The sequence below is a fragment of the Desulforapulum autotrophicum HRM2 genome (genome assembly GCF_000020365.1).
GTDB lineage: Bacteria > Desulfobacterota > Desulfobacteria > Desulfobacterales > Desulfobacteraceae > Desulforapulum > Desulforapulum autotrophicum.
Genome location: NC_012108.1, coordinates 5413863 through 5438753 on the forward strand (window position 1 = coordinate 5413863; position 24891 = coordinate 5438753).

General features: G+C 49.3%; 25 protein-coding genes and 1 tRNA gene. 17 read left to right on the forward strand and 9 right to left on the reverse strand.

What is annotated here, in order from left to right; translation table 11 throughout:
* The first annotated feature begins 132 nt into the window (after window positions 1–132).
* Together HRM2_RS23690 and HRM2_RS23695 are read left to right on the forward strand one after the other, a co-directional pair.
* Window positions 133–1344: a two-component system sensor histidine kinase NtrB gene (locus tag HRM2_RS23690; protein WP_015906549.1), complete on the forward strand. Its 1212-nt coding sequence runs from the start codon at window positions 133–135 to the stop codon at window positions 1342–1344.
* Window positions 1345–1415: 71 nt separating this feature from the next.
* The gene (locus HRM2_RS23695; protein ID WP_015906550.1) at window positions 1416–2864 is read left to right on the forward strand and encodes a diadenylate cyclase; all 1449 of its coding nucleotides are present in this window, start codon (window positions 1416–1418) and stop codon (window positions 2862–2864) included.
* Window positions 2865–2993: 129 nt separating this feature from the next.
* Here the strand turns inward: HRM2_RS23695 and HRM2_RS23700 are convergent, their stop codons facing one another.
* The 3 genes from HRM2_RS23700 to HRM2_RS23710 all read right to left on the reverse strand — a co-directional run bounded on the left by HRM2_RS23700 (window position 2994) and on the right by HRM2_RS23710 (window position 6234).
* Window positions 2994–3743 (reverse strand): alpha/beta fold hydrolase, encoded by a 750-nt coding sequence (locus tag HRM2_RS23700; protein WP_232364139.1) that lies wholly within the window; start codon window positions 3741–3743, stop codon window positions 2994–2996.
* Window positions 3744–4041: 298 nt separating this feature from the next.
* Window positions 4042–5616: an aspartate:alanine exchanger family transporter gene (locus HRM2_RS23705; RefSeq protein ID WP_232364140.1), complete on the reverse strand. Its 1575-nt coding sequence runs from the start codon at window positions 5614–5616 to the stop codon at window positions 4042–4044.
* A gap of 255 nt (window positions 5617–5871) precedes the next feature.
* Window positions 5872–6234, reverse strand: coding sequence for a hypothetical protein (locus HRM2_RS23710; protein ID WP_015906555.1), 363 nt, complete (start codon window positions 6232–6234; stop codon window positions 5872–5874).
* A gap of 100 nt (window positions 6235–6334) precedes the next feature.
* Between HRM2_RS23710 and HRM2_RS23715 the strand changes: the two genes are divergently transcribed.
* From HRM2_RS23715 to HRM2_RS23775, 13 genes are all read left to right on the forward strand, one after another.
* On the forward strand, window positions 6335–6886 hold the full coding sequence (locus tag HRM2_RS23715; protein ID WP_015906556.1) for a hypothetical protein: 552 nt from the start codon (window positions 6335–6337) through the stop codon (window positions 6884–6886).
* A gap of 152 nt (window positions 6887–7038) precedes the next feature.
* Window positions 7039–7317: a helix-turn-helix domain-containing protein gene (locus HRM2_RS23720; RefSeq protein ID WP_148214701.1), complete on the forward strand. Its 279-nt coding sequence runs from the start codon at window positions 7039–7041 to the stop codon at window positions 7315–7317.
* A gap of 10 nt (window positions 7318–7327) precedes the next feature.
* Window positions 7328–7573 carry a hypothetical protein gene (locus HRM2_RS23725; RefSeq protein ID WP_015906558.1) on the forward strand — a complete coding sequence of 82 codons (246 nt, stop codon included), beginning with the start codon at window positions 7328–7330 and terminating at the stop codon, window positions 7571–7573.
* An 8-nt stretch (window positions 7574–7581) separates the two neighbouring features.
* Window positions 7582–9264 (forward strand): AAA family ATPase, encoded by a 1683-nt coding sequence (locus tag HRM2_RS23730; protein WP_015906559.1) that lies wholly within the window; start codon window positions 7582–7584, stop codon window positions 9262–9264.
* A 403-nt stretch (window positions 9265–9667) separates the two neighbouring features.
* Window positions 9668–9862, forward strand: a complete 195-nt coding sequence (locus tag HRM2_RS23735; protein WP_041273475.1) for a hypothetical protein — start codon at window positions 9668–9670, stop codon at window positions 9860–9862.
* A 3-nt stretch (window positions 9863–9865) separates the two neighbouring features.
* The gene (locus tag HRM2_RS23740; protein WP_148214702.1) at window positions 9866–10057 is read left to right on the forward strand and encodes a hypothetical protein; all 192 of its coding nucleotides are present in this window, start codon (window positions 9866–9868) and stop codon (window positions 10055–10057) included.
* A gap of 274 nt (window positions 10058–10331) precedes the next feature.
* Entirely contained in the window at window positions 10332–10655 is a 324-nt protein-coding gene (locus HRM2_RS23745) for a hypothetical protein (protein WP_015906560.1), read from the forward strand.
* A gap of 275 nt (window positions 10656–10930) precedes the next feature.
* Window positions 10931–12271 carry a phage major capsid protein gene (locus HRM2_RS23750; RefSeq protein ID WP_015906561.1) on the forward strand — a complete coding sequence of 447 codons (1341 nt, stop codon included), beginning with the start codon at window positions 10931–10933 and terminating at the stop codon, window positions 12269–12271.
* Between the two features lie 164 nt (window positions 12272–12435).
* Complete coding sequence (locus HRM2_RS23755) at window positions 12436–12705, forward strand: hypothetical protein (RefSeq protein WP_041273477.1); 270 nt, start codon at window positions 12436–12438, stop codon at window positions 12703–12705.
* A gap of 199 nt (window positions 12706–12904) precedes the next feature.
* Window positions 12905–13306 (forward strand): hypothetical protein, encoded by a 402-nt coding sequence (locus tag HRM2_RS23760; protein ID WP_015906562.1) that lies wholly within the window; start codon window positions 12905–12907, stop codon window positions 13304–13306.
* Between the two features lie 69 nt (window positions 13307–13375).
* Window positions 13376–13576, forward strand: a complete 201-nt coding sequence (locus HRM2_RS23765; protein ID WP_041273478.1) for a hypothetical protein — start codon at window positions 13376–13378, stop codon at window positions 13574–13576.
* Entirely contained in the window at window positions 13569–13799 is a 231-nt protein-coding gene (locus HRM2_RS23770) for a hypothetical protein (protein WP_015906563.1), read from the forward strand. The genes HRM2_RS23765 and HRM2_RS23770 overlap by 8 nt, the downstream gene beginning before the upstream one ends.
* Window positions 13800–13900: 101 nt before the next feature.
* The gene (locus tag HRM2_RS23775) at window positions 13901–14983 is read left to right on the forward strand and encodes a tyrosine-type recombinase/integrase (RefSeq protein WP_015906564.1); all 1083 of its coding nucleotides are present in this window, start codon (window positions 13901–13903) and stop codon (window positions 14981–14983) included.
* Window positions 14984–15049: 66 nt separating this feature from the next.
* Here HRM2_RS23775 and HRM2_RS23780 read toward each other — a convergent pair.
* The 5 genes from HRM2_RS23780 to htpG form a co-directional block, all read right to left on the reverse strand.
* Window positions 15050–15125, reverse strand: a tRNA-Val gene (locus HRM2_RS23780).
* A gap of 59 nt (window positions 15126–15184) precedes the next feature.
* A complete protein-coding gene (locus tag HRM2_RS23785) occupies window positions 15185–16429 on the reverse strand; it encodes a hypothetical protein (protein ID WP_015906565.1) in 1245 nt (414 codons plus the stop codon).
* 9 nt (window positions 16430–16438) lie between these two features.
* Window positions 16439–17422 (reverse strand): polyprenyl synthetase family protein, encoded by a 984-nt coding sequence (locus HRM2_RS23790; protein WP_015906566.1) that lies wholly within the window; start codon window positions 17420–17422, stop codon window positions 16439–16441.
* Complete coding sequence (rimO, locus tag HRM2_RS23795) at window positions 17419–18744, reverse strand: 30S ribosomal protein S12 methylthiotransferase RimO (protein ID WP_015906567.1); 1326 nt, start codon at window positions 18742–18744, stop codon at window positions 17419–17421. Before rimO ends, HRM2_RS23790 begins: the two co-directional genes overlap by 4 nt.
* Window positions 18741–20666 carry a molecular chaperone HtpG gene (htpG, locus tag HRM2_RS23800; protein WP_015906568.1) on the reverse strand — a complete coding sequence of 642 codons (1926 nt, stop codon included), beginning with the start codon at window positions 20664–20666 and terminating at the stop codon, window positions 18741–18743. Before htpG ends, rimO begins: the two co-directional genes overlap by 4 nt.
* 326 nt (window positions 20667–20992) lie before the next feature.
* Between htpG and HRM2_RS23805 the strand changes: the two genes are divergently transcribed.
* Window positions 20993–21862: a radical SAM protein gene (locus tag HRM2_RS23805; RefSeq protein WP_015906569.1), complete on the forward strand. Its 870-nt coding sequence runs from the start codon at window positions 20993–20995 to the stop codon at window positions 21860–21862.
* Between the two features lie 89 nt (window positions 21863–21951).
* Window positions 21952–23955 (forward strand): transketolase, encoded by a 2004-nt coding sequence (tkt, locus tag HRM2_RS23810; RefSeq protein WP_015906570.1) that lies wholly within the window; start codon window positions 21952–21954, stop codon window positions 23953–23955.
* 87 nt (window positions 23956–24042) lie between these two features.
* Here tkt and HRM2_RS23815 read toward each other — a convergent pair whose 3' ends face one another.
* Complete coding sequence (locus HRM2_RS23815; RefSeq protein WP_015906571.1) at window positions 24043–24861, reverse strand: HAD-IIB family hydrolase; 819 nt, start codon at window positions 24859–24861, stop codon at window positions 24043–24045.
* Window positions 24862–24891 lie beyond the last annotated feature (30 nt).

The window sequence follows — 24891 nt, forward strand, 5'->3', positions numbered from 1 at the left end:
AAAACCCTGTTTCCCTTTTCCTGCGCTAAAAAAAGCACAACGATAAAAGCAATTGACAAACGCAGGGTGTTTGATAAATCTTAGATGATTATTTTTTTATCATTCACCCTCTCTGGATCAGGGGCAGGCCCTATGCCGTTAAAAGACGACAAAAGAAAAAAAAAAGCCGTTGAACAGATGAGCCGCCAGGAGTTGGAGGCGGAAATTCACTCCCTCAGGCAACTTGAAGCCCTCCATCAAAAAGCGGTGCAGCAGGATGAAACACGGCTTAAAACCATCCTTGAGACCTCCCCAGTGGGAATCGGCAGAATCGGAAAAAACGGCTTTTCATGGGTCAATCAGGCGTTTTACGCCATGCTGGGTTACAAAGAAAAAGAGCTTGTGGGAAAAAAGGGAAGTGTCCTCTTTGCTAACATAGAAACCTATAAGCGGGAAAAAGCCAGCATGGAACACCAGATCAACCAACACGGCAGGGCCACCATTGAAGCCGAACTGATCCGGGGGGACGGCACATCCCTGGCATGCATCATATGTGCATCTCCCTTTAACCCGGACGATTTATCCATGGGGTATATTGTCAACCTGACCGATGCCTCGGAACTGCACAATCTGCAACAGCAGCTACGCCAGGCCCAGAAAATGGAGGCACTGGGCGTCCTGGCCGGGGGGATTGCCCATAACTTCAACAATATCCTCATGGGCATACAGGGTCACATCTCCATCCTTAAATCAAACCTTTCCCCTGACCACCCCCTGATCGCCCACACCACATCCATTGAGGCCCATCTTGCCAGCGCATCATCATTAACCGGCAGAATTCTCGGATTTGCAAGAAAGGGAAATCATGAACCTCAGCACCTTGATCCAGGTGAGATTGTGATCAAGACCCTTGAGCTTTTTGCCAGCAGCAGGCAAGAAATAACCATCCATACAACCCATGAAAAGCCCCTATGGAAGGTTAAGGCAGATCCCTCCCAGATTGAACAGGTAATGCTTAACCTGTTTGTAAATGCAAGCCAGGCAATGCCCCAGGGAGGTGACCTCTACGTGGGTATGAAAAAAACGGTGATCAAACGGAACCATAACTATCCGTTTGACGTAAAACCGGGACGGTATGTCTGCATCTCGGTCAGGGACACGGGCGTGGGCATGCCCCCCGAAGTTCAAGAACGGGTGTTTGAACCCTTTTTTACGACAAAAAAGCAGACTGACCAGGAAAGAGCAGGTCTCGGACTTGCATCTGCCTATGGCATCGTCAAGAGCCACCGGGGATTCATTGTTGTCAAGAGCCAGGTGGGAAAAGGCGCTACCTTTGAGATCTACTTTCCGGCCATGGCGTCCTGATCTCCATTGGTATCCGGTAAAGTTCATGCTCCAAATCCTAGGAGCCTCGGCAACACAAGGAGAATCTGCGTATGGATGAGTTTACCTTTTCACACATGTGTATTAAGCAAACCGCAGAGGGGTTGCGGGATGGACTGACCCATTTTTCCGGGCCGAGCAGGACTGCAATAATTTATTCGATTAAACCCGAAGATCCCATCTACATTTATGATCCACAAAACCTGCTGCTCGGTCATGAGCCCAAGTTCAAGGAGTTGTACATTGATTCAGATGCATGGCAAAAAAAAACTGCCATCGGGTATGACAAAAAAAAATTCAGCAATCTGATTCTGGAAAAAAATCTGGAGCTGGCCGGACTGATTTCCTACGGGGGACGATCCAGCTCGGTTGTTTACCAGATGTGGTTTACCGAACACCATCCAGACATGTGCTCCATCGGCCCCACCGAACGTTGGCTCGAACAAACCGTCTGGCGGTTATCCCATGATGTGGCCAATGAAGAAGACCTGTATACAGGGATCTCGGGCAATTTTTTGAAAGAGTATGCCACCCATGCAGTCCGGGACTATATCGTGGATGAAATGAATGTATTGATCGGATGGGACACACGGATGAGGATCTATCCCATTTTAGAAGCCGTACTCAAAATATCCAGAACCCCGGAAGAGGGTTCATGGCCAAAAGGCAAGCTGATCTTCGTGGAAAAGCGCTCTCTAGCCAAACTGCAGTTCATTGCAAAGTTTCCCAAAGCAGAACGGCCTGAACTGGGAAAAATCAAACATATCAGGAAGCTGCTCCAGAGCGTTGAAAACTCAGATCGGAAACTTGTTGCAGATGAAAAAACAATCATTGGTATAATCAAGGGTGACTGTCCTGTTTTTTCCATTTCTGCCAAATTTAAGGGGTCATACGGATTTTTAGCGCTGAACAACGATAAAGTCTGCTCTTTTTCAGATGGATGCTTCCAGTCAACCACCCGCAAAGCAAAACTTGTACAGGTGGAAGAGGCATTGCTGGATTCAAACATGGATTCTAAAGATGTAGCCACCCTGTTTAAAATGATTTCCGAAATTGTTCACAATGCCGCAAATCTTCGCCATGGCTGCGCCATTGTGGTTGATCTGAATACCCCCCCTGTTTTTATCTCAAGCCAATGTCTTGAACACCCCCTTGATCTTAAAAACCATGACGAATTCGAATTGGCCAAATCCCTGTCCCGGGTGGACGGTGCCCTCCATATCACGGCTGATCTGAAACTTCACGAATTTGCCTGTCTCCTGGACGGTCATCATATCCCGAATGAGCACAGGGCCCGGGGTGCACGGTTTAACTCAGCCCTGCGATTCACGGCTGAACATGAAAATGTCATTGTCATCGTGGTCTCTTCGGATTCTCCTGTCTCGGTCATGATGGACGGCGGGGTGCTGGACGCCAAATGTCCCTTGAAATCATCCATCTTCTGCGATGCTCCCATGCTGCTGAAAAAATGGGTGGATTCCTCTGAATCGGTGCACTCTTGACCTGGATGTCTTCTCACCTTGCACCTATGTGTTCAGCGATCTGGTCTGCCTCCCATCTGAAGTGCACACTTGACCTGGATCTTTTCCCAGCCTTACACCTTTCAAAAAACGCCTTTTTAAACCCGTCTATTAACGAATAAATTCCAGCACAACCGGCCATATTTCGGTTTTAGAATTTCTGCTGGCAATGAGTCTTGGATGATTATAATCTTCCATGTATCCCCTAGCCTTTGAGCATAAAACAAATTTCTTTCGGGTGCTGCCCAGGGACTGCAGCAATTGCTGACATCCATTGGGAGGAGCAATGGAATCGCTGCCTCCTGCAATCAAAAGGGTTGGGATCTGAATCTGTTTCATTGCATTGTAATAATTGAACCCATCTTTTCCGATCCACTGTCCTGAACGGTTCCATTGACACCATTGCCTTAGAAATCCTGAAATCTCATCTTCCGGTCCCAATCCAAACAGCGGGCCGGGAACTTTACCGATCATTCCAATTATCATGGGGACGATTCTTGTAGCAAGCTTACCTGTCCATGTTTTTCCCGCCCCGCTTGTTTGAGAACCCAGCCCCACAATTGCTTCAATTTTATGCTGCTGATGAACATTTCTTGCCATATAAATAAGCGGTAAAAAACCACCGCCACTGTGGGCAACCCAAATGCACGAGGGTTTATCTGTTTTGGCTAAAATCGCTTGAACCACGGCAGGAACATCATTAATGGCAAAGTCTTCAACATCGGGATAAAGGGCTCCGTATTTGCTGCGTCCATGGCCGACCCATTCATAAATCCAGCACTCAAATCCATTGTCATTCAAAAATTCTGCTATTTTTGCACAAATCAATGCGTTGGAAAATGTGCCGTGGGTTAATATCACGGGAAAAAATGTGCTGGACGGATTCGCGTACCGATATAACGCAATTTGGCTGTTACTTTTACCATGAATAAAAATGGGTTCAGGCAAAGAATTTTTAATCATTTATCCGGGTCCCATACCCTGATGGCTCTGTTATGAACAAGTTTCTCTTTATTTATTGCGATCATGAGCTTAAGCCGATTTCAGACAGCTTGCAAGCCCATTTCCAGGAATACACGGGTTCCAGACTGCAAATACTGTCCATCATCAAGAAACTTCGGGAATGTCACAAGTTGGCACAGGGCTGGGGACCTGGGTATCAGATCAAAAAAACAATTAATTTTGTACAGAGAATCATTCCAATGAGGGCAACAGGGTATACCGTGGCATATGCCGTAGAGGCATAGGGAGTATTGCTTATGGTGGTTGCTGCAGCAAGCCCGGGCGTGCTTGTCATGCCCCCGGTGAGCACCCCCAGCATTCTTAAAAATGAAATTTTAAGAATTTTGGTACAGACAAAACTTGAAACAATCAGCGGAAACAGGGTAACGATAATTCCGGAAATTAAAAGCGGCATACCGAATTCCTTGATGGTGCTGACAATGGTCGAACCCGCAGTGGTTCCGATCACAGCAAGAAACAGATACAGTCCGATATCCCGGATCAGGGAATTGGTGGCCGACGGCACAAACCATATCACCACCCCGGTCTTTTTAAGGGCACTTAGCACCAGGCCAGCGACAAGAACGCCCCCGGTGACACCCAGCTTTAAAATACCGAGCCCTGGAATGGTCAGGGGAATCTGCCCGATGACAAACCCGGCAAGAATTCCTGTAAAAATGGATATCACATTGACCGTATAAAGCTCGGAAATATTATTTCCCAGGTACTTCTGGACGTTATTCAAGGTTTTATCCTGACCGACCACATGAAAGATATCGCCCATATTAACCCGCATGTTTGCCTGGGCAGGGATATCCATACCATTTCTTGTGATCCTCGACACCTGAACATTAAAGATTTCCCTTAAATTCAAGGACCCCAATGTTTTACCAAGAATTTCCTTTTTCGTAACACTGATTCTTCGTTTTTTCAAAACAGAATTAAACTCTATTTCCCCTTCAATTTTCTTCCCGATATAGAGCATGATGCTGCTCAGATTTTCTTCAAGACCGACCACCCTGAGATGGTCCCCTTTCATGAGAACGGTTTCTCCGTCGACCAGCACAGGCTCTTTTTCTCCGGCCCTCAAAAGCCGTGTGATGGTAACCGGTGCTATCTTATCCAGAAAAATTTCCTTTATGCATTTACCAAACAGATTCGGATTGGTCACCTCAATATGTCTGAACGTCATGGGACGATGGGACTTTCTAAGCTCGTCTGCGATTTTATTTTCTTCAACAACAACATCAACCTGCATGATCCGGGAGACAACCTTTACAAAAACAATCACACCAATGACACCAAAGGTATATGTCAGACCGTAGGCTGCCGCAACATGGGTTCCAGTTACCATTTCCACAGCCACAGCAAGCCCCGGCGTACTGGTAAGGGCTCCTGTAAAAAGACCGGCACAGATACTTTCATTGAACCCGAAAAACCAGGAGCAGAGGAGAGAGGCTGCAAAACCGGAAACGACGATCACCCCAGCACCAATACTCAATGCGACCCCATTGGCCCTGAACGAAGAGAGAAAACCGGGACCTGCCTGAATGCCGATGGAGTAGATGAAGAGTACAAGCCCAAGGGTCTGAAAATCCGTTGGCAGCTGGTAACCGAAATATCCGAATATGAGTGCAATGAAAATGACAGCAGAGGAACCAAATGAAAATGTCATCACCGTGATTTTTCCCAGAAGATATCCGGTGATGATGATAAATACCAATAAGAACACTGAATTTGAAAACAACGACACGTTTTATTCCTCGTTACACTTTACCACAAGAGATTCCCTTAGGGTGGTTGATGACTCGGGCCACAACCAACCATGAAACACCACTGTTTGTGAAACCCCAGTGACTGTTTCATATAGAATCAAAGAGGCAATACACAATCACATTTACCGTTCCATGTCAATCTTTACAGTGGCGCTTGACTGCAGGATTCTTTACCCATATGGCGTCAAGGGATGTGAAAGTTTAGGACACAATCAAGGGATTGAACGACAAAAACAGGCAGACTTGAAAAGATTATTTTTAAAACAGGGACCAGAATCAAAAAAGGGTCTACGAAAAATTCCGTAAACCCTTAATTTTTTATGGTAGGCACGAGCAGGCTTGAACTGCTGACTTCTACCGTGTCGATCTGATAAAGGCTTGTTTTTATTATATATTATTTTCTTGTTTAGTGTCTGCAACCCTTTATTTTCAGCCGTTTTTAAATTTCTATTCTTTTTTAATCCTTCTTGTTCCACCCTAATATTTTTTAAATTGGTAGCAATCTGGTAGCAGTTTTGATGCCCTGCTATATATCCTTCAGTTGGGCAATTTTCCCTTTTAAAAAATGAATCCATAAATTAAAAACACAATTCTATTATTTTTACTTGACACCTGTTTTTTAAAATCATACAATCCTTTTCATCGGATCAATTTTTTTATTTTGAGGAGTTCAAAATGGTAAGCAGCACAATAGTAACTGAAGTTTTGGCAAGTTTAACCAGGGTTCCTAAAAGCCGGATTGTTGGGTATGTGGCAGAATTACGGAAAGCCGGGATTATTGACACAAAGGGGCGGGGCCGTGGCGGGGCCGAGATGGAGAAAGAAGACATTCGAAGTATCGTTTTCGCCGTGCTCGGGGCCGAGATGCCGAAAGATGCACCAGAAGCGGTAACCCGGTTAATGAGTTTGGAGACAAAAGACGGCTTTACCCTTGGGGATGCTTTCATGAAATACTTTCATCGAATGGGGGTAGAGGACAGCGAAGACAGGAGGCCAGAATCAATAACGGTTAACCGGTCTGTTCCTGAGGCAGAAATCACTTTCCGACTTTATCAAGACGATCTGCCCACAGAAAAACATATCACTTTGTTTTTTCAAGATCAGAATTTTGATTATGAACAACGTGGTGGGTTCAAGATCGAGGCTACGATTTCTAATGGTGTGATTCAGGTCTTGCTTAACGATCTTTACCATTATGAGCAGATGAAAGAGATTTTGAAGAAATAAAAAAAGAGTTGCCCCCCAAGAGAATTGGCGTTCTCCGGGGGGCGATTGTCAGCACGACAAACCCCTACCAAGAAGTCATCGTTTAGACCCTTCTATTCTATCCTAAGGACGGATTAAGGTCAATGGTGGTGACTTCAAACCTGGAGAACACCATGAAGCAAATCACATTAAAAATCGACATTCCAGAAGACTTTGAAGCCCTTTTCCATGCTCTTCTAAACAACCAGGCAGCACCAGCCCCACAGCCAGCCGATGACGAAACATGGACATTCAAGGACCTTTGCAAAGAGTATAAACTCCCAAAGACAAAGGGTTATGCCCTTACCATGCAAACGGGGCCGGGATCAATCCCACGTTTCAAAATTGGTAGGGATTTACGTTTCCGCAAATCTGAGGTGGAAGCGTGGTTTTTAGAACAACGGGTGAAATAGGGGGCCAGGCATGAGCTATGACCAGCACAGGTTTAGAGGTCTTCAACGCAAGGCCATGTATAAGCGAATTGAATTAATGATGGGATATGAACCTTTCCCTTTCAGCCCAACAACCATTAAAGACCTTTCACAGGCAACAGGGTTGTCCTATTCAAGCGTCAAATTTGAGGTTGAAAGCGGTGTGTCCAGTTGCAACCTTTGGGCGAGCTGTGACAATGGGATTGTCAATTTACAGCTTAACCCGAATTGGTATTAAGGGGGCCTATGTTTGATTTTAGCGAATCAAAATTGCAAAAACCGGACCAGGGCCAGGACTATACGTCACCGGCAGCACCGGCAGCCCCACAGCCATGGGGAGCAGCGAACGGGAGCAAGGTTGACCAGCTCAAGGCGGCATTGCCTGGGATCACAACCTTGAAACCTGGAGACAGCGACGAGGATGCCGAAAAGTCATTGATCAGTGCTTGTCTGATTGACGATAAGGCCTTTGCTGAATGCGCCGACCTATCCCCAAAATCTTTTTATTCAAGTCCCCATCAAAAGATTTATCGGGCCATGGTCGCTTTATTCCATAAGAATGAGCCTATTGACTTAACAACTGTTGCCTCATGGCTTAAAACATCCGGGGAACTGGATGCCATTGGTGGGGCAGCGTATCTCGTTGAAATTGCCGACTCCGCACCGATGGCCATGAATGCCGGCGCATATGCCAGGATTATTTCTGATTGTGCCACAAGACGGGAGATCCTTTCACGAGCGCAACGTCTTGTAGATGCAGCGTCAAAGGGTGTGGATATCGACGCTTTGACAGAGCACGTTGAGGGAATACGGAAAAACTGTTTACGGGATGCTCTAAACTTCCCACCACAGGGGCCCGGATCAACATCATTCAAAAAGAATGTCATTGCTTGCCCACCAAGCAGGGAATTTATTTTAACCTGTAATGGGGTTGGATTTTTACCAAAGAAAACTGTTGGGGTAATCACTGCCACCGGCGGGACTGGTAAAACCTTCTTTTTATTTTCCCTGGGGGCCACATTAGCCGCAGGGGGGAGTCTCGGGCCGATTAAAGCCCCAAGGCCGACCAAAACGTTGATCATCTGCGGCGAAGATGACCAGGACGAGATAAACCGGCGCATGTGGAATATCACCGGGGGTAATTTCCCTGAGCTTCTTTATGGTGCGTCAACAGTTGGTGAGGTCGGGCCATTGATGGAGCTTGACGGAAACCGCCCCAGGAGAGCACCAGGCTTTAAATGGCTGGAAGAAACAATCCGCTTATATGATGGGCTGGAAGTCTTGATCATTGACCCCAAAAGCCGTTTTTATGGACTCGATGAAAATAATAATGACCATGCGACTCAATGGATTCAATGCCTGGAATACCTTTCCAAGGAATACAATCTTAATATTCTATTTGCACACCATACATCCAAACAGGATGGAGGCAAAATATCCCAAAATATGAGCAGAGGGGCGTCGGCCATTGTCGATGGTTGCCGGTGGCAAGCAGGTATGGTGCGGATGGACCAGGAGACGGCTGACAGGTACGGAATTGACAACCCCAGGGGTTATGTGGCGCTTGATGTTCCCAAGTCAAATTATGCGGCAGACATGAACGGGCAAATCTATTTTAAGCGTGGCAATTCTGGGGTGCTTGAATACGTCGATTTTAAACAAGGGAGACTTGAGCTCCTGGGGGGAACCCTGTTCGATCTGCTTGTTGATGACCCCAAAAGATATACCTATTCAGAGTTGGTTGCGACACCGGCTGGAAAAGATATTTGCCAGGATATAAAAACAAACCATTCCAATTTTGCAAGATCCAAAGACATGGAGCCGGTTATCAAGTGGCTGATGGACGAGGGACTTTTAAGGAAGGAATTTACCAATCCGGGCAGGAATGCCAAGGAGGTTTTGGTTCCGGTTACGGGTGAAAGGTCTTGACGATTATTGACGATTATAAAAAACCATTTGTAATCGTCAGACCCCCTATTGACAAGGCTTTTAACGGTTTTTGTGTTGACGATTATAAAAGTGGATTTGTAATCGTCAAAAAGGTTGGTTTTCATTGTTGACGATTATAAAAGTGACGATTGTTGACGGTTATAAAAAACCACTTGTAATCGTCAAAGCCCCTATTGACAACGGTCTTGACGATTACAACGGCCACGATTATAAATGGGCCTCATAATCGTCGAGAACCGCGTCAATCAAGCGTCTTGACGATTACAAAAACCTACCCCTTACAGGGGGGACGATTCTGTTGTAATCGTCACCCTGATTGTGGTCAGGGAGACGAGAAGGCAACCAGAACTGCACAGCATAAAAACCAAACAGGATTAAGACCATGAACAGCACCGACCAACACGAGAAGAACACCCGGCTAAAATTATTATCCGGCGACCTGGACCAGATCCGCCAGGCCAACGACCCGAAACAGATCAGGCGTCACCTGGGATTGATTCAGCTTCGGTGCCTTGACTTTAGGGCGTGGCTGGATCGGGTGGAGGATGCAGGGACGACAGACAGACGGAGGGTGTGATTGATGGACAAGGCAGACAGGCCCAACAGGATGCGCACCATGAAGGATCTTCGTTCCCTTCTGGAAGGCATACCCGATGGAGTACGGATCAGCGAGAAGCAGACGAGGGCATGGGGTGACGGCGGCACGGTCACGCTGCGGATGGTGCGCAATGGATCGGTGATGGTTGGATGGGTGCCGGATGGTGGGCGATGATGGCCAGGGGGTATGGGGGTAAAAAGTCATATCGTTAATTTATATCTGCCCACCGAATGGGCAGTCTTTTGATTAGTAAGTTGTAAAAAACGTACCTAAAGCATTTTTTATTAAAAGTTGCACAGCGGCACCGGCCAACGGCACCAGCTACCCCCAGGGGGCCATTCAAAGACCACAGTCTTAACACGTAGACCGATATATGGCAGGAAAACTTTCCCCATGCCAAAATAAACACCAGGGGTCAAAAACATAAAAGTTATCAGGAGCAAAAACCATGAAAAAGAAATCAGAAGCAATCGAAGCGCCAGCACACCTATCAGAATCGGCAGAATCCATATGGCTTGAGTATGCAGGGACCATTATCAAATCCCCTGCCCGGCTTGCCCTGTTTCAATCGGGCCTTGAGGCAATGGACCGAGCAAAACAGGCCCGGCAGCTCGTGGCCAAGGAAGGCATGATCCAGAAAACCGAGAGATCCGGGGTATCACACGCACACCCAGGCTTGAAAATCGAGAAAGAGAGTCAGGCGGCCATGCTCAAGGCGTTTAAACTCCTGGGCATTCAGCACGACCACATATGGTCAGGGAGTATTTATTAATAATGAGCTTTCAGGCTTAAAAGTACCAACAAGTAAAACAAAGTAAAGTACTGAAATAATTACAAAATAATGATTTAAATTGCTTGCTTTATTTCAGTACTTTAGTAAAATAAACCATAACTGGACCCGAACAAGAATCATCGAGACCGATTTGCCCTTTTTGTGAAGATCCGCAACAAAACAGACCTTAAACCATATTCGAGACCGAATCACTGTTTTAAGCCAAAAACTGAAACGATTTTAAAATTCAATCTTCAAAAAAAGGCTTAAAAAAAATGAACTTAGAAGAAATGAAAGCGGCCCTTGCAAAAAAAGCACAGAGACTAAAGGACCTTGTTGGACAGGATCGTCTTTCGGACAAAGAAAAGACCGAAAAGCGCACCCTCCTGAGCGAGTGCCAGGACCTTAAAACCGATATCGAGCAAGGGGCCGAGGAACGGCAGCTCCTTGATGACCTTGACAAATCCTATGTAACCCCACCGGCTGGCGGTCAGCTCGGCGGCCAGTTTTCCACAAGGGACCACACCAGGCCCACAGAAGATCGTTCCTATCGTGGCATGTTTGCCGTAGGTGAGCCCCTTTCCCGTGATAGCTGGAAAGACCCGGACGAATTTCTTAATGTCCTACTTTCTGGACGGCATGACGAGCGCCTGAAACGCACCCGGAGTGAAAAGAGATCCATGATCGAGGGCGTTTCTGAGGATGGCGGTTTTTCAGTCCCCACAGAGTTTGCGGCCAAGTGGCTTGACTCTTCCCTTCCTGCTGAAATTGTACGAACCAGGGCGCAGGTTTGGCCAATGAAAAGCTCTGAACGTGTTGTTCCTGGTTGGTCCGGCAAGGATCACAGCGGCGGCACCCTGTTCGGCGGTTTTAAAATGCAGTGGTTAGGTGAGGCCCAGACCGGGACCCGGCAGACCGGCAAAATGGAAGTCTTGACCCTAAAGGCCCGTAAGGGTGCCATTTTTGCCCAGATCAGCAACGAGCTGAAAGATGACGGCATGTCTTTTGCCCAACAGCTTGAATTTGCCCTTAAAACGTCCGTTGGGTTTGGTCTGGACTCAAATTTTATAAACGGCGATGGCGTGGCAAAACCAGCCGGGGTTCTGACGACTGCGAACCCGGCCTTGATCACCGTTGCAAAAGAAACCAGCCAGACAGAGGGAACCATTGTTTACCGGAATTTGTCAAAGATGTATGCCCGGCTTGCCCCTGGATCATACAAGAATGCAGTCTGGTTATGCAATCAAGATTGTATGCAGTCATTGCTTGAAATTTATGTACCCATTGGTGAAACATACGGGACACATGCCCCCCTGCTGAACGAGTCCAACGGCACGTTCTCCATTTTTGGAATCCCCGTGATTTTCACAGAACATTGCGCCAGCCTGGGAGCCCAGGGAGATATTAACCTGGTTGACTTCACCCAGTATGCCGTAGGACTGCGGAAAGACCTTTCCCTTGATATCAGCAATGCGCCAGGCTGGACCGAGGACATGACCGACTACCGCCTGATTGTCCGGGTGGACGGTATGAGCACATGGTCTGCCCCTGTAACACCCCTGAACGGAACTGTGACCCTGAGCCCATTTATCACCCTGGGCGCAAGGGACGAATAAGCAGTATGTGGCGCTCTAACCTGCCACATTAAACAAAAGGTAGACACTACAGGTTTCTGCTCCTTAGTGTGATCTTCAAAGTGTTTTCTGTTTGTAAAGTTGGAAAGGCCCCACTCCTGGTCGAGATACGGGGCCTTTCTAATTTCTTACCCCTGGAGGGCTCTATGCGTCAAATTTGGTGTAAAAAATATTCTGAATGCCTGGACAAGGCCACGGTCGATAATAAGCCGTTTACCTGCCAGGGTTGCCCCTATGTGAATGATGAAACCTTGAAGCCACAAGGCCCGGACCTGAATTCCGACCTTGATATGTGCATTGCGTTGTTGACGGCAATTTTTCAGCCGAAGTTGCGGCACACCAAGGCCCTGGATGCCAAAGAAATGATCCGGCGAAAGAAAAAATTTACGGGCTATGGGATGATGAACGGGGTTTGATTTGTTGCCAGTGTTGCCACCTTTTTCCTCATCATTACAGGTGGTTGCGGTGGGTGGGACATTTGTCCCACCTGTAATTTTTCTTGCATGATACCCCATTACTTAACGCAAAACATTAACGGTAATTAAAAAAATAGTTGACAAGCTCATTTAATGGGTTTACCGTGAATTATAAACGGTAATTTTAGAGGATTTTAACATGGCAAGACCGACCAAAACAATCGAAGAACTAAGAGCAACGGCAAACGCCAGGGCTAAACGCTGGCAGCAAAAGCAACGAGACCAGGGATTAAAGCACCTGAATGTAATGGTTCACCAGGGAACCATGGATCTAATTGCCGAGCAACGGGAAAAGACCGGGGCAACTACACCGGAAATAGTTGAACGGGCCATTGATGTGGCTTATGGTTCGCCTGAGCCGGAGCCAATACCCATTGAGCCTATGCCCCTGGAAAAACTCCTGCTGGACGTTGCCAACCAACCCGGCACCTGGAAGGATAAAGCCGACCGATTGAATGACCAGGGAATTAAGACGGCCAAAGGCAAGCCCTGGACGGATGCCAATATCAGAATGGCTGTTAAAAATTTGAAGAACCAATAAAACAGCCCCACCAGGTGACTCACCACCCGGCAGGGCCTAACCACAAAACATCTATCAAGGAGATGAATCATGGCTAAATCCATTCCTACCAGCAATCCTACAGAAAATCAAGAAATCCAGACACCGATTGAAAAAACTCCACCGTGGGATAATTTTTCCCACCAGGAGCTTAAGGAGATCCGGGCAGCCGTTGAGGATTTTGGCCGGGATCGTGTCATTGAAATTATCCGTGAGGTAATCCGGGAGGAAAAGGAGGCCAACCATGGATAAGACCGAAAGCACAGTTGAGATTGAAACAGTCGTATTCAGGCATTCAATAGACCAATATTTTAAAAACTCCATTAAGGCCCTTGGCAATCCCGGCGTTGATATCATAAAGAGGGATATTCTCATTGACAACATCCGGGGAGCTGTGGAGGTGGTCCGCATGTTCAATCAGAGTTTGGGCAGGGTGGTGGGGAGCATCGAAGCACCAGAACCGCCATTGTTCTAAAAAAATGAGATCACCGGAAACCAGCTCCTTTATCCGGGGGCTGGTTTTTTTGTCGGGGTGGTGATAGGAAAGTGGGGACACAGAATTAAAAGGGGGATAGCATGGCGAAAATAGCAAAAAGGCGTGACAGGTACGTGCTTGATTTTTACGACCTGGAGGGCAAGAGAAAATGGATCACCATGCCCAAGGGAACAACCCTTAAAGCCGCCAAGGAAGAACTCCGAAAGGTAGAGGATGACCTTGCCACAGGTAATTATATTTCCCCCAAAAAGACACCGACCTTTGACCAGGTGGCGCAAGAATGGCTTGATCATAAAAAAATGAACATCCGTGCATCCACCTGGGCCGTTTACGAGGGCCATACAAAAAATCATTTTCCTGAGTTCAAGAATTTAAAAATCCACCAGATCACAATTCAACGGGTGGAAAAATTTATCACCGACCGACAGGCGGCCGGGATGAACCTATCGACCCTGAGGAAAATTCTTGTTTCATTGCGGCAAATATTCAACCTTGCGGTGAAAAGGGGCTATTGCCCCAGGAACCCCCTGGACTATGCAGACATGCCAAAAAGCCAGGGAGAGGAAACAGACGGGGCCGACAAGATACAGATTCTTACCCATGACCAGATAACCGCTTTCCTGGAGGTGGTCACAGAACAGAAATACCATGTACTGTTTTCATTGGCTATTTTCAGTGGCGCCAGGCAGGGGGAACTTTTGGGGCTCAAGTGGTCAGATATATTATGGGGGGACAGTCAGATCCACATACAGCGCAGTTTTAACAACCAGCGGTTTTATGATACCAAAACAAAGGGCTCAAACCGCAAGATAGATATCGGGCCGGTCATGCTCAAGAAATTAAAAAAATGGCGGCTTGCTTGTCCCCCTGGGGGGCTCGATTTGGTATTCCCCACGGCGAAGGGCAACCCGATGAATCATAACAACATGGTTAACAGATATTTTTTGCCAGGGCTCAAGGCGGCCAAGCTGGAGAGGATCCGCTTTCACGATATGCGGCACACATATGCCAGCTTATTAATTGACCAGGGGGAAAATATCAAATATATTCAAGCACAGTTGGGCCACAGCAACCCGACAGTGACACTGAATGTTTATGCTCATTTGATGAAGGGAACAAACCGGGAGGCAGCTTGCAGGTTAGAGGATGCGGTTTTAAAATAGTGGTAGCAAAATGGTAGCAAAATCAAAAAGGGTTTACAGCCGTTTGACTGTAAACCCTTGATTTTATGGTAGGCACGAGCAGGCTTGAACTGCTGACTTCTACCGTGTCGAGGTAGCGCTCTACCAACTGAGCTACGCGCCTATATGATTCGGAAAACTAATTACCATCCCGGCAAGGTTTTGTCAAGAATATTACAACGGCTATTCTGAAATATATGCCTTTTTTATTTCAGATTCAGGAACCGGCGCCACATCCTTTTGGGTGACAAACCGAAGGACCATTGACGAAGGCGTCACCTCTGAAATCTCAATGGTAAACAAGTCAAAGGTCTTGAGCATGAGGTTGTTGGCAAGGGTTTCGGCATTGCCCTTGAACATGATCTCCACCATGGCCCGATCTGATCCAAGCTCCTTGGTCTTGACATCCTGGATGCCGGGCATGTCATTCAGCACCTTTCGGAGCAGGATAAAACTAGACAGGTAGTCGGTCCCCTCCACCCGGGTTTCAATGGCGTGAACGGTCTGCGGACGGGCCGACCAGAAATCGCTGACCCTTGCCGAAAGGGCCTCTGCCGCAAGATCTCCGGCCTGGGCCAGGGCCTGGTTTGGCCCCTCTGATTCCACACTGCTCTTGGCAACGGCAGATTGATCAATGGTGCCCATGGGTTCACCCGTTTCCACGACAAAGACCTCCAGGTCAACCGTCGCCGGGTAGGATCGTTCATCGCCCATGCGGTTGGATGGTTCGTCAGCCCTGGCCCTTCCCATGACAAGAATATCTGCCTTGAGTGCTCCGGCAAGCTTGAGTGCCCCCACGGAATCGTGGACAAAATCAAAGGCGATACCAAGGGCTTCAAGGTTCGGCCGGTCAGGCCCTTTTCCCACAAGGGTGAAACCCTTTTTTTCAAGGATATCAATCAGGGAACCCTCTGCAAAGGAAGTATAGGGCAACGGGTTCTTGCCCCACCAGTACCGGGAGAGCACTTCGTTATAGGACTGTTCGCTGATCAGCAGCAAAACCGAAGGGTTCATTTTTTCAGTATTAACAATACCGGTCCGTGTAAAGACCTCTTCCAGGGCCGGGGTGTTGACAGCAGATTCCACAGCAACCAGGTATTGACCCTCTCGTTCAACCTCGGCAAGTACCCGGTAGGTTTCAACGTAGCGTTCAGCGTCTGAAAGTACCTGGCCGTAAATAAGGTCGAGGTTACCGGTGATGTCGGCCTGGGAGAGTGTGTCCAGCACAACCCGTTCAACCGAACGGTACAGGGCGTCTGAAATTGCGGCCTTTTTGGCCTGGGGAAGTTTGTCGTTAACGATTGTCTGTTTTCCAAGGGAAATCAATTTTTTCTTTTCCGGGGCCGCAACCCCATCCGTTGTTACCATTCCCAACAGAACAAAAAGAACCATCAGCCCTGCCAGGCCTGTAACCATTCGTCTCATCATCAAATTCTCCTAAGCCTTTCTTGCAATGGCGTAATCTGAAAGCATGATCATGGTATCTTTTGCCCCACAATCGTCAAAGGGTTCAAGGCATTTTTTTGCCTGGTCAACATGGTGTTCAGCCCTTGACTGCGTATCGTCTATCCCCTTGTAAAGATGAAGTTTTTCCACCAGCTTGTAGAAGTCGTCATCGTTGAATCCCTGGGTTGAAATCACACTTTCCATCCAGGATCGATCCGGCCCATCGGCCCGCTCCAGGGCAAGAATCAGGGGCAGGGTCAGTTTTCCCTCCCTCAGGTCTGCTCCGGGGTTTTTCCCAAGGGTTGCGGCATCTGCCGTATAGTCCAGCAGATCGTCCGCCATTTGAAAGGCCATGCCCAGATGGTAACCATAGTCTGCAAGGGCCTGTTCCCTGTCTGCTGGCGCCCTGGAAAGGATAGCACCGCTCCTGCACGCCCCCTGGATCAGTACGGCGGTTTTACCCTTGATGATGGCCATATATTCGGCCTCGCTGAGGTTCAATTTCCCTTTTTTATCGAGCTGATCGATCTCACCCTGGGACATCTCTTCAGTGATGCCGGAAATGACATTGATAATTTCAGGACGCCCGGTTCGAGCGGCAAGGCAAAGGGACCGGGCCAGGAGGAAATCACCGGTCAGCACCACTTGGGCAGCGCCCCAGGTTGAGTGGGCGGTCTTTCTGCCCCGTCGCATCTCTGCTTCATCCACCACATCGTCATGGAGTAAAGTGGCGGCATGGAGATATTCAAAAAGGGTGGATACATCCAGGGCAAGATCCCCACCATAGTTGCACAGCCTTGAACTCAATAAAAACAACAGGGGTCGAAGCCTTTTTCCGCCGCTGAACAGCAGATGGCCTGCAATCTGTCTGACAAGGTCGAGGTTGGGCCTTAAATTTGTCGCCAGGGCCCCTTCAATGGCAGTCAGATCCTCGCTGACCGACGCCAGGATTCGCTGCTTGAGCGCATCTTTCATACAAGCTCTCCAACAAGGTCATAGGCATGGGTTTCAGTGATTTTTACCCTTACAAAGGTGCCAATGTCAATGTTTTCACCGTAAATAAAGGTGATGCCGTCGACTTCAGGCGCCTGGAAGTTCGTCCGTCCCAGAAAAATTCCCTCGTCCGGGTTCTCTTCCACAAGAACGGTAAAGGTTTTACCAAGGTACGCTTCATTCAGGGATTCGGAAATTTCAGCCTGGGCCGCCATGATCGCATCCCGGCGGGCTTCTCCGGTTTCCTCATCCACATGGTCTTTCAGACCGTGGGATGCAAGATCGTCAGAATCTGAATAGGCAAACACACCAAGCTGATCAAACCGGATTTCTTTGACAAAGGCAAGCAATTCGTTGAAGTCCGCCTCTGTTTCACCGGGAAATCCCGTTATAAGAGTGGTCCTGAGCGCTGCATCCGGCGCTGTTTTGCGGATAAAGGCAATCAGCCGGTCAAGATCCTCCCTTGTGTAATTTCTACCCATGCGACGCAATATTCTGGAGCTCGCATGCTGGATGGGCACGTCAAAATAGGTACACACATTGTCAAGCCCTGCAATAACCCTGATAACATCAAAGTCAAGGGATGAGGGGTGGGTATAGAGAAGCCGGATCCAGACATCCGGGTCCAGGGCCTTAATTCGCTGGGAAAGGGTGGTTAAAAGGCCTGCCAGGTTAACTTCCCCGTCAAGGTCCACCCCATAATCAGAGGTGTTTTCTCCCACAAGAACGATCTCCTTTACCCCGTTTTTAACAAGAAGTTCGCTCTCGGTTACCACGGCATCCACCCCACGGCTTCTCTGGATGCCCCTGAGTCTGGGGATGATGCAATAGGTACAGTGGCGGTCGCACCCTTCTGAAATTTTCACATGGGCAAGGTAATCAAGGGTGAGACACCTGGGAAGGGGGTGACCCTGCATCTGCCGAGCCAGAACGTCTGGAACCAGCACCATGGACCCGGTGGATTCAACCACCCGGACAATTTCATCACAGGCCCCTGTTCCCAGAAACACATCGACCTCTGGAAGCTCGCCACCGAGGTCGTCATGCTTAAATCGTTCGGGCAGACAGCCGGTCACCACCAGCCGTTTGCACCTGCCATCGCGTTTGTACACAGCCATGTCCAGGATCGTATCAACAGCCTCTGCCGAGGCTGCTGATATGAACCCGCAGGTATTGACGATGATCACGTCTGCCTGGGACGGGTCATGGACGATGCCATGGCCCGCTGACGCAAGGCGGCCGAGCATTACTTCGCTGTCCACCTGGTTGCGGCAGCACCCCAGGCTTTCGAGAAAAATCATCATAGGGCTTTTGTCATCATTTCACCCATGAGCTTTGAAAAGCGTGAGGGATTTTCGATCTTGCCCCCCTCGCTGATCACGGCAAGGTCAAACAGAAGATCTGCATAATCCTTGAGCACAGGATTGGTTGTGTCTGTCTCAAAAACACCCTTGATCTTTTCCATGACCGGATGGCCGACGTTGAGCTCAAGGGAACGTTTCTGTTCCGGGGCTTCCTGGCCTGATGCCTTGAGGATCTTCTCCATGTAGGCGCTCATGCCATGATCGTCACCGGAAAGGCAGGCAACGGACTCCTTGAGGCGCTTTGAAATCTGGACATCCTTGACCTTACCCTCAAGTTTTTCCTTGAGAAAGTCAAACAGGGGTGTGTACTCGTCCTTTTTCTTGTCATCCACGGCGTCAAGGTCAAGGTCTCCCTTTTCAGCACTCTTGAGTTTTTTCTCCTTGTACTCGGGAAGGCTCTGGGTAACCCACTCATCCACGGGATCCACCATGAGAAGAACCTCATAATCCTTTGCCTTTAGGGACTCGAGCAACGGGGAGTTAAGAAGCGACTTCATATTCTCGCCCGTGATGTAGTAGATCTCCTTTTGATCGTCTTTCATGTTTTCAATGTACTGGTCAAGGGAGACATACTTGCCGTCGGATTTGGTGGTCTTGTACCTTAAAAGCGAAGCGATCCGCTCTTTGTTGGCAAAATCCGTGGGAAGGCCCGCTTTCAGGGCCTGGCCGAATTCATCAAAAAACGCCTCGTACTTCTCCTTGTCCATCTCTTCGAGCAGGGCAAAAATTTTCTTGACCAGGTTCTTTTTGATGTTGCGAACCAGGCGGTCCTCCTGGAGGATCTCCCGGCTGACGTTCAAGTTAAGATCGGGGGCATCCACAACGCCCTGGACAAATCCCAGATATTCGGGAAGCAGTTCCTTACAGTCGTCCATGATAAAGATGCGCTTGCAGTAGAGCTGCATGCCGTTTTTCCGTTCGGGCCTGAACATGTCAAAGGGGGCCTTGGACGGAATAAACAGGAGTGCATCGTACTCGGTGATACCTTCAAACCGCTTGTGAAGGATCTCCATGGGTTTATCCCAGTTGTGGCTGATGTGCCTGTAAAACTCCTCATACTCTTCCGGGGTTACATCCTCCTGGCTCTTGGTCCAGATTGCCTTCATGGAGTTCAGGGTTTCATCGGCCCTCACCTTTCGATAGGTCTCTCCAATGGGCTTGCCGTCGGCATCCTTGACAATGGCCTCCTCGGGGATGGGCTCGCTCTTTTCCACGTTCATCACAACGGGGTAGGTAACAAAATCAGAGTGCTTTTTAATGATATGGCGGATGGTGTACTCTTCGGTGAAGTCCTGGTCTCCCTCTTCAACCTTCTTGAGTTCAAGGGTGATTGTGGTTCCCCGGTCCTTTTTTTCCGTCTCTTCAATGGTGTATGAACCCTTGCCGTCTGATTCCCAGCGCACGCCCTTGTCGGCCCCTGCGGCCTTTGTCACAAGGGTGATCTTGTCTGCGGCAATGAATGCTGAATAAAAACCGACACCAAACTGTCCGATCAATTCAGGAGAGAGGACATTCGCATCCTTTGATTTTTCCAATGCCTCGACAAAGGCTGCGGTGCCGCTCCTGGCGATGGTACCGATGTTCTCGTTGACCTCGTCAAAGGTCATGCCGATGCCGTTGTCTGAAATTTCAAATGTCCGCTTTTCCGGGTCCGTGGCAATCCTGATCTTGAAATCATTACTCCCCTCGAACAGTTCCGGCTCTGTCTGCTCCTTGAACCTTGCCTTGTCGATTGCGTCCGAAGCGTTTGACACGAGCTCCCGGATAAAAATTTCCTTGTTGGAATAAAGGGAATTAATGATAAGGTGCAACAGCTGCTGCACTTCGGTTTTAAATTCACACGTCTCTTTTTTTGTACCCATGGTATCTCCTGAATGTTTCTGTTACATGCTTAAAGCCTGTGGTTGTCAGTCGTTTTTTCATCTAAATAATTGGTTTAAATTCAAGATTGTCAAGTTTCAACCCTTAAAAATCGACCGGCCAGGGGTCTAAATACCTGAACTCTTAAGACACCTGGACCGGCAAAGTGCGCTAAAAGATCAATCCATTGATTATATTTGATTATATTGATTTTTACGGCAAAACCTGTTAATTATCCTGGGTCGTCGCAGGGACCGGATTGCAGCCCCCGGGCCGATGGTTACAGGCCCCCATGGGCCATGGCATTTACACGAATGGAGACCGTCACATGCATTATGAAGGCAACATCATACGTCCCCCAAGCGAGGCAAACTCTATTCTTCTCCAGGTGACCGTGGGGTGTTCCCACAACAAATGCACCTTTTGCGGCGCCTACAAGGGAGAGCGGTTCAAGATCAAGAAAGACCCTGTTATCATGGAAGATATTGAGTTTGCAGCCCGGCACTGCCGTCGCCAGAACCGGCTGTTCATCTGTGACGGTGATGCCCTGATCATTCCCCAGAGGCGGCTGGTCCCGATCCTTGAACAAATAAACCAGCGACTGCCCTGGATTGAACGTATCGGGCTATATGCCAACACCAAGAGTATCCGCATGAAGTCTGACCAGGAACTGGAACAACTTCGTTCCCTTGGGGTCAAAATCGCCTATATGGGCCTTGAAACCGGGGACGACGTCACCCTGAAGGCGATCAACAAGGGAGCCGACGCCCAGCGCATGATCGAAATGGGCCGGAAAATCCGTGGGGCAGGCATCAAGCTGTCCATCACCGTCCTCAACGGCATTGCCGGCCGCAAACGATCCATGATCCATGCAAACGAGACAGGCCGGGTACTTACGGCCATTGACCCCGAGTATGTAGGGGCCTTGAGCCTGATGCTCATCCCTGGAACCCCAATGTACGACAGCCATGCAAAGGGAGAGTTTGAGCTTATCAACCCGGACGAGATCCTTTTGGAGCTTGGCGCCATGATATCGGCCACCCATCTCACCAATGGTCTTTTCCATGCCAACCATGCATCCAACTATCTTCCCATCAGGGCAGAGCTTCCCCGGGACAAGGAACGAACCCTTGCCCATATTGCAAAAGCCCTGGAGGGTAAAATAGAACTCAAACCAGAGTTCATGAGAGCATTGTAAATCAGGGGACAGAGTCGACATCTGTCCCCATTAAAACAGAATAACAGGGGATCCATTTGAAGGTAAGTCCCCCAAACAGGAGAAACACAATGGCTTGCGCCAACAAAGACCTTGATCAGCAATGTATCACCACCATCAGAACCCTTGCCATGGACGCCATTCAAAAGGCAAACTCCGGCCATCCCGGCGCCCCCATGGGACTTGCGCCCGCGGCCTTTGTCCTTTGGAAGGATTTTCTAAAACACAACCCCAAAAATCCCGCCTGGATTGACCGGGACAGATTTGTTCTGTCCGGCGGCCATGCATCCATGCTCCTGTACAGCCTGCTCTACCTGAACGGCTACGGAACCACCCTTGACGACATCAAGAACTTCCGCCAGTGGGGCAGCAAAACGCCGGGACATCCTGAGTACGGGCACACGGCCGGGGTTGAAACCACCACGGGTCCCCTGGGCCAGGGTGTTGCAAATGCCGTTGGTATGGCCATGGCCGAACGCCATCTCGGGGCAAGATTCAACCAGGATGGAAAAACCCTCATTGATCATCATACCTATGTCATCTGCGGAGACGGCGACCTCATGGAAGGCGTGACCCAGGAGGCTGCCTCCCTTGCCGGCCACCTGGTCCTTGGAAAACTCATCTGCATCTATGACGACAATTCAATCACCATCGAGGGCACGACAGCCATTGCCTTTACCGAGGATGTAAAGGCAAGGTTTGAAAGTATGAACTGGCAGGTCATCGTGGTGGACGACGGCAACGACCTTGAAAAAATCAGGGCCGCCATTCAGGCGGGAAAAGACGAAACATCCCGCCCCACCATGATCAAGCTCAAGACCCACATCGCCTATGGCAGTCCGAACAAGCAGGATTCATCCGGAGCCCATGGTGCCCCCCTGGGAGTGGACGAGATCAAGCTGGTAAAAAAATTCTACGGCGTGCCTGAGGACAAGGATTTTTATGTGCCCGACGAGGTCCTTGCCGAGTGCCGGAAAGCCATTGATATTGGAAAGGAAAAGGAGCAGGCATGGCAGGAAATCTTTGACACCTACAGGTCCGAGACGCCCGAGCTTGCCGACAACTTTGTGGATGCCATTTCCGGATTCCTGACAGCCGGGTGGGATGATGAAATCCCTGTTTTTACACCTGGAGACAAACCCATGGCCACCCGGTCTGCCTCGGGCAAGGTGCTCAACGCCATTGCAAAGAACCTGCCCTCCCTCATGGGCGGATCAGCCGACCTTGCCCCCTCCAACAACACCTTCTTGAACGATATGGAGGTGTTCCAGGCCGACACCCCCCAGGGAAGAAACATCCGGTTCGGGGTGCGTGAGCATGCCATGACCGCCATCATGACGGGCATGTATCTCCACAGCGGTGTCCGACCCTTTGGCGGCACCTTCCTCGTGTTTGCCGATTACATGAGACCGGCCATCCGGGTGGCGTCCCTCATGGGGCTTCCCATGATCTATGTGCTGACCCATGACAGTGTTGCCGTGGGAGAAGACGGCCCCACCCATCAGCCCGTGGAGCACCTGGCATCGTTGCGGGCCATTCCCGGCCTTACCGTTATCCGGCCGGCGGACGCCAATGAAACCGCAGAGGCCTGGAAAAAGGCCCTGAACACCCACAACGGGCCCACGGCCTTGATCCTGAGCCGCCAGAACCTTCCCATTCTTGACGCAGCAGCCGACGGAGCACTGGTCTTTGGGGCCTACACCCTTAAAAAGACCAAGGGCGAACCCGATCTCATCCTCATTGCAACCGGCTCAGAGGTTCACATCTGCGTTGAGGCGGCAGCACTCCTGGCCAAAGAAAATATCCAGGCAAGGGTGGTGAGCATGCCCTCGTGGGAACTTTTTGAAAAAGCGCCCGCCTACTACCGGGAACGAATCCTTCCTCCCGGAGTCAAAAAACGCCTGGCTGTAGAGGCCGGTATTCCCATGGGCTGGGAACGGTATGTGGGGGATGCAGGCAAGGTTATCGGTATAAACACCTTTGGCGCTTCAGCACCTGGAGACAGGGTACTTGCAGAGTATGGATTCACAGCGGCAAATATTGTTGAACAGGCAAAGGCCCTTGTAAACGAATAAACACAATATCAGCGCCAGAGCCCTGGGGGTTCTGGCGCTATATCCCTGACACCCCTTTCCAAAAGATTCGATCCATGCTCCAGGCGCTTAGACAGATCCCTGGCCATGGTGAAATTCAGGCCCGGGACCTGTAATCCGATCCACCATCTCGGCAAACCCCTGCCCTCCGGATTTTTTTGTAATCCAGGCCGGTTTGTGGGTCAAGTCATTTTCAAAATCAAGAAGATTGGCCACCCCCACGGAATTAGGAAAAAAGGCAAACATGGGCTCATCGTTGGGTGAATCCCCTGAAAAAACCACCTGGTGTTTGACCGTTTCAAGGTCGACCCCAAAGATCTCCTGGAAAAACAGCCGTGTCATGGTAAGCTTGTCATAATCGCCGAACCAGCCGTTCACATGGATAGAACTTATCTTTGCCACGGCACCATGGGCTTCAAAGATCTCCTTGATGGTTCTGATCTCCCCGCTGTCCAGGGGAGAAACATCCTCACAAAAATCAATGGCAAGATCCGCCTCCCGATAGGCCTGGTCCGCAGACACCCTGCACCCCGGGACCTTTGCCAGCACCTCCGCCTGTATGGTCATGAGCCTCTTTCTGTCTTCAGCCCTCTGGGTCCGGGTTCTGAAGTAGCGGCGAACCATTCGCCTGGTTTGATCGTCATAGGCAAAATAAAAGGCGCCGTTCTCTCCCACAACGCCGTCCACCGGCCACATCCTGGCAATGTGATCACACCACCCCCCGGGTCTTCCCGTAATGGGAACCACCCGGATACCGACCCGTTGCAGTCGTTCCATGGCAGCAAAGACACAGGCAGGTATCCTGCCATTGCAGGTCATGGTGTCGTCGATATCCGTGAGAAGGTATTGAATCTTTTCCAGGCTCTGGAATTGGTCGATTGAATCCATGCAGTCCCTTGTCCTCCTAATATTCTGGTA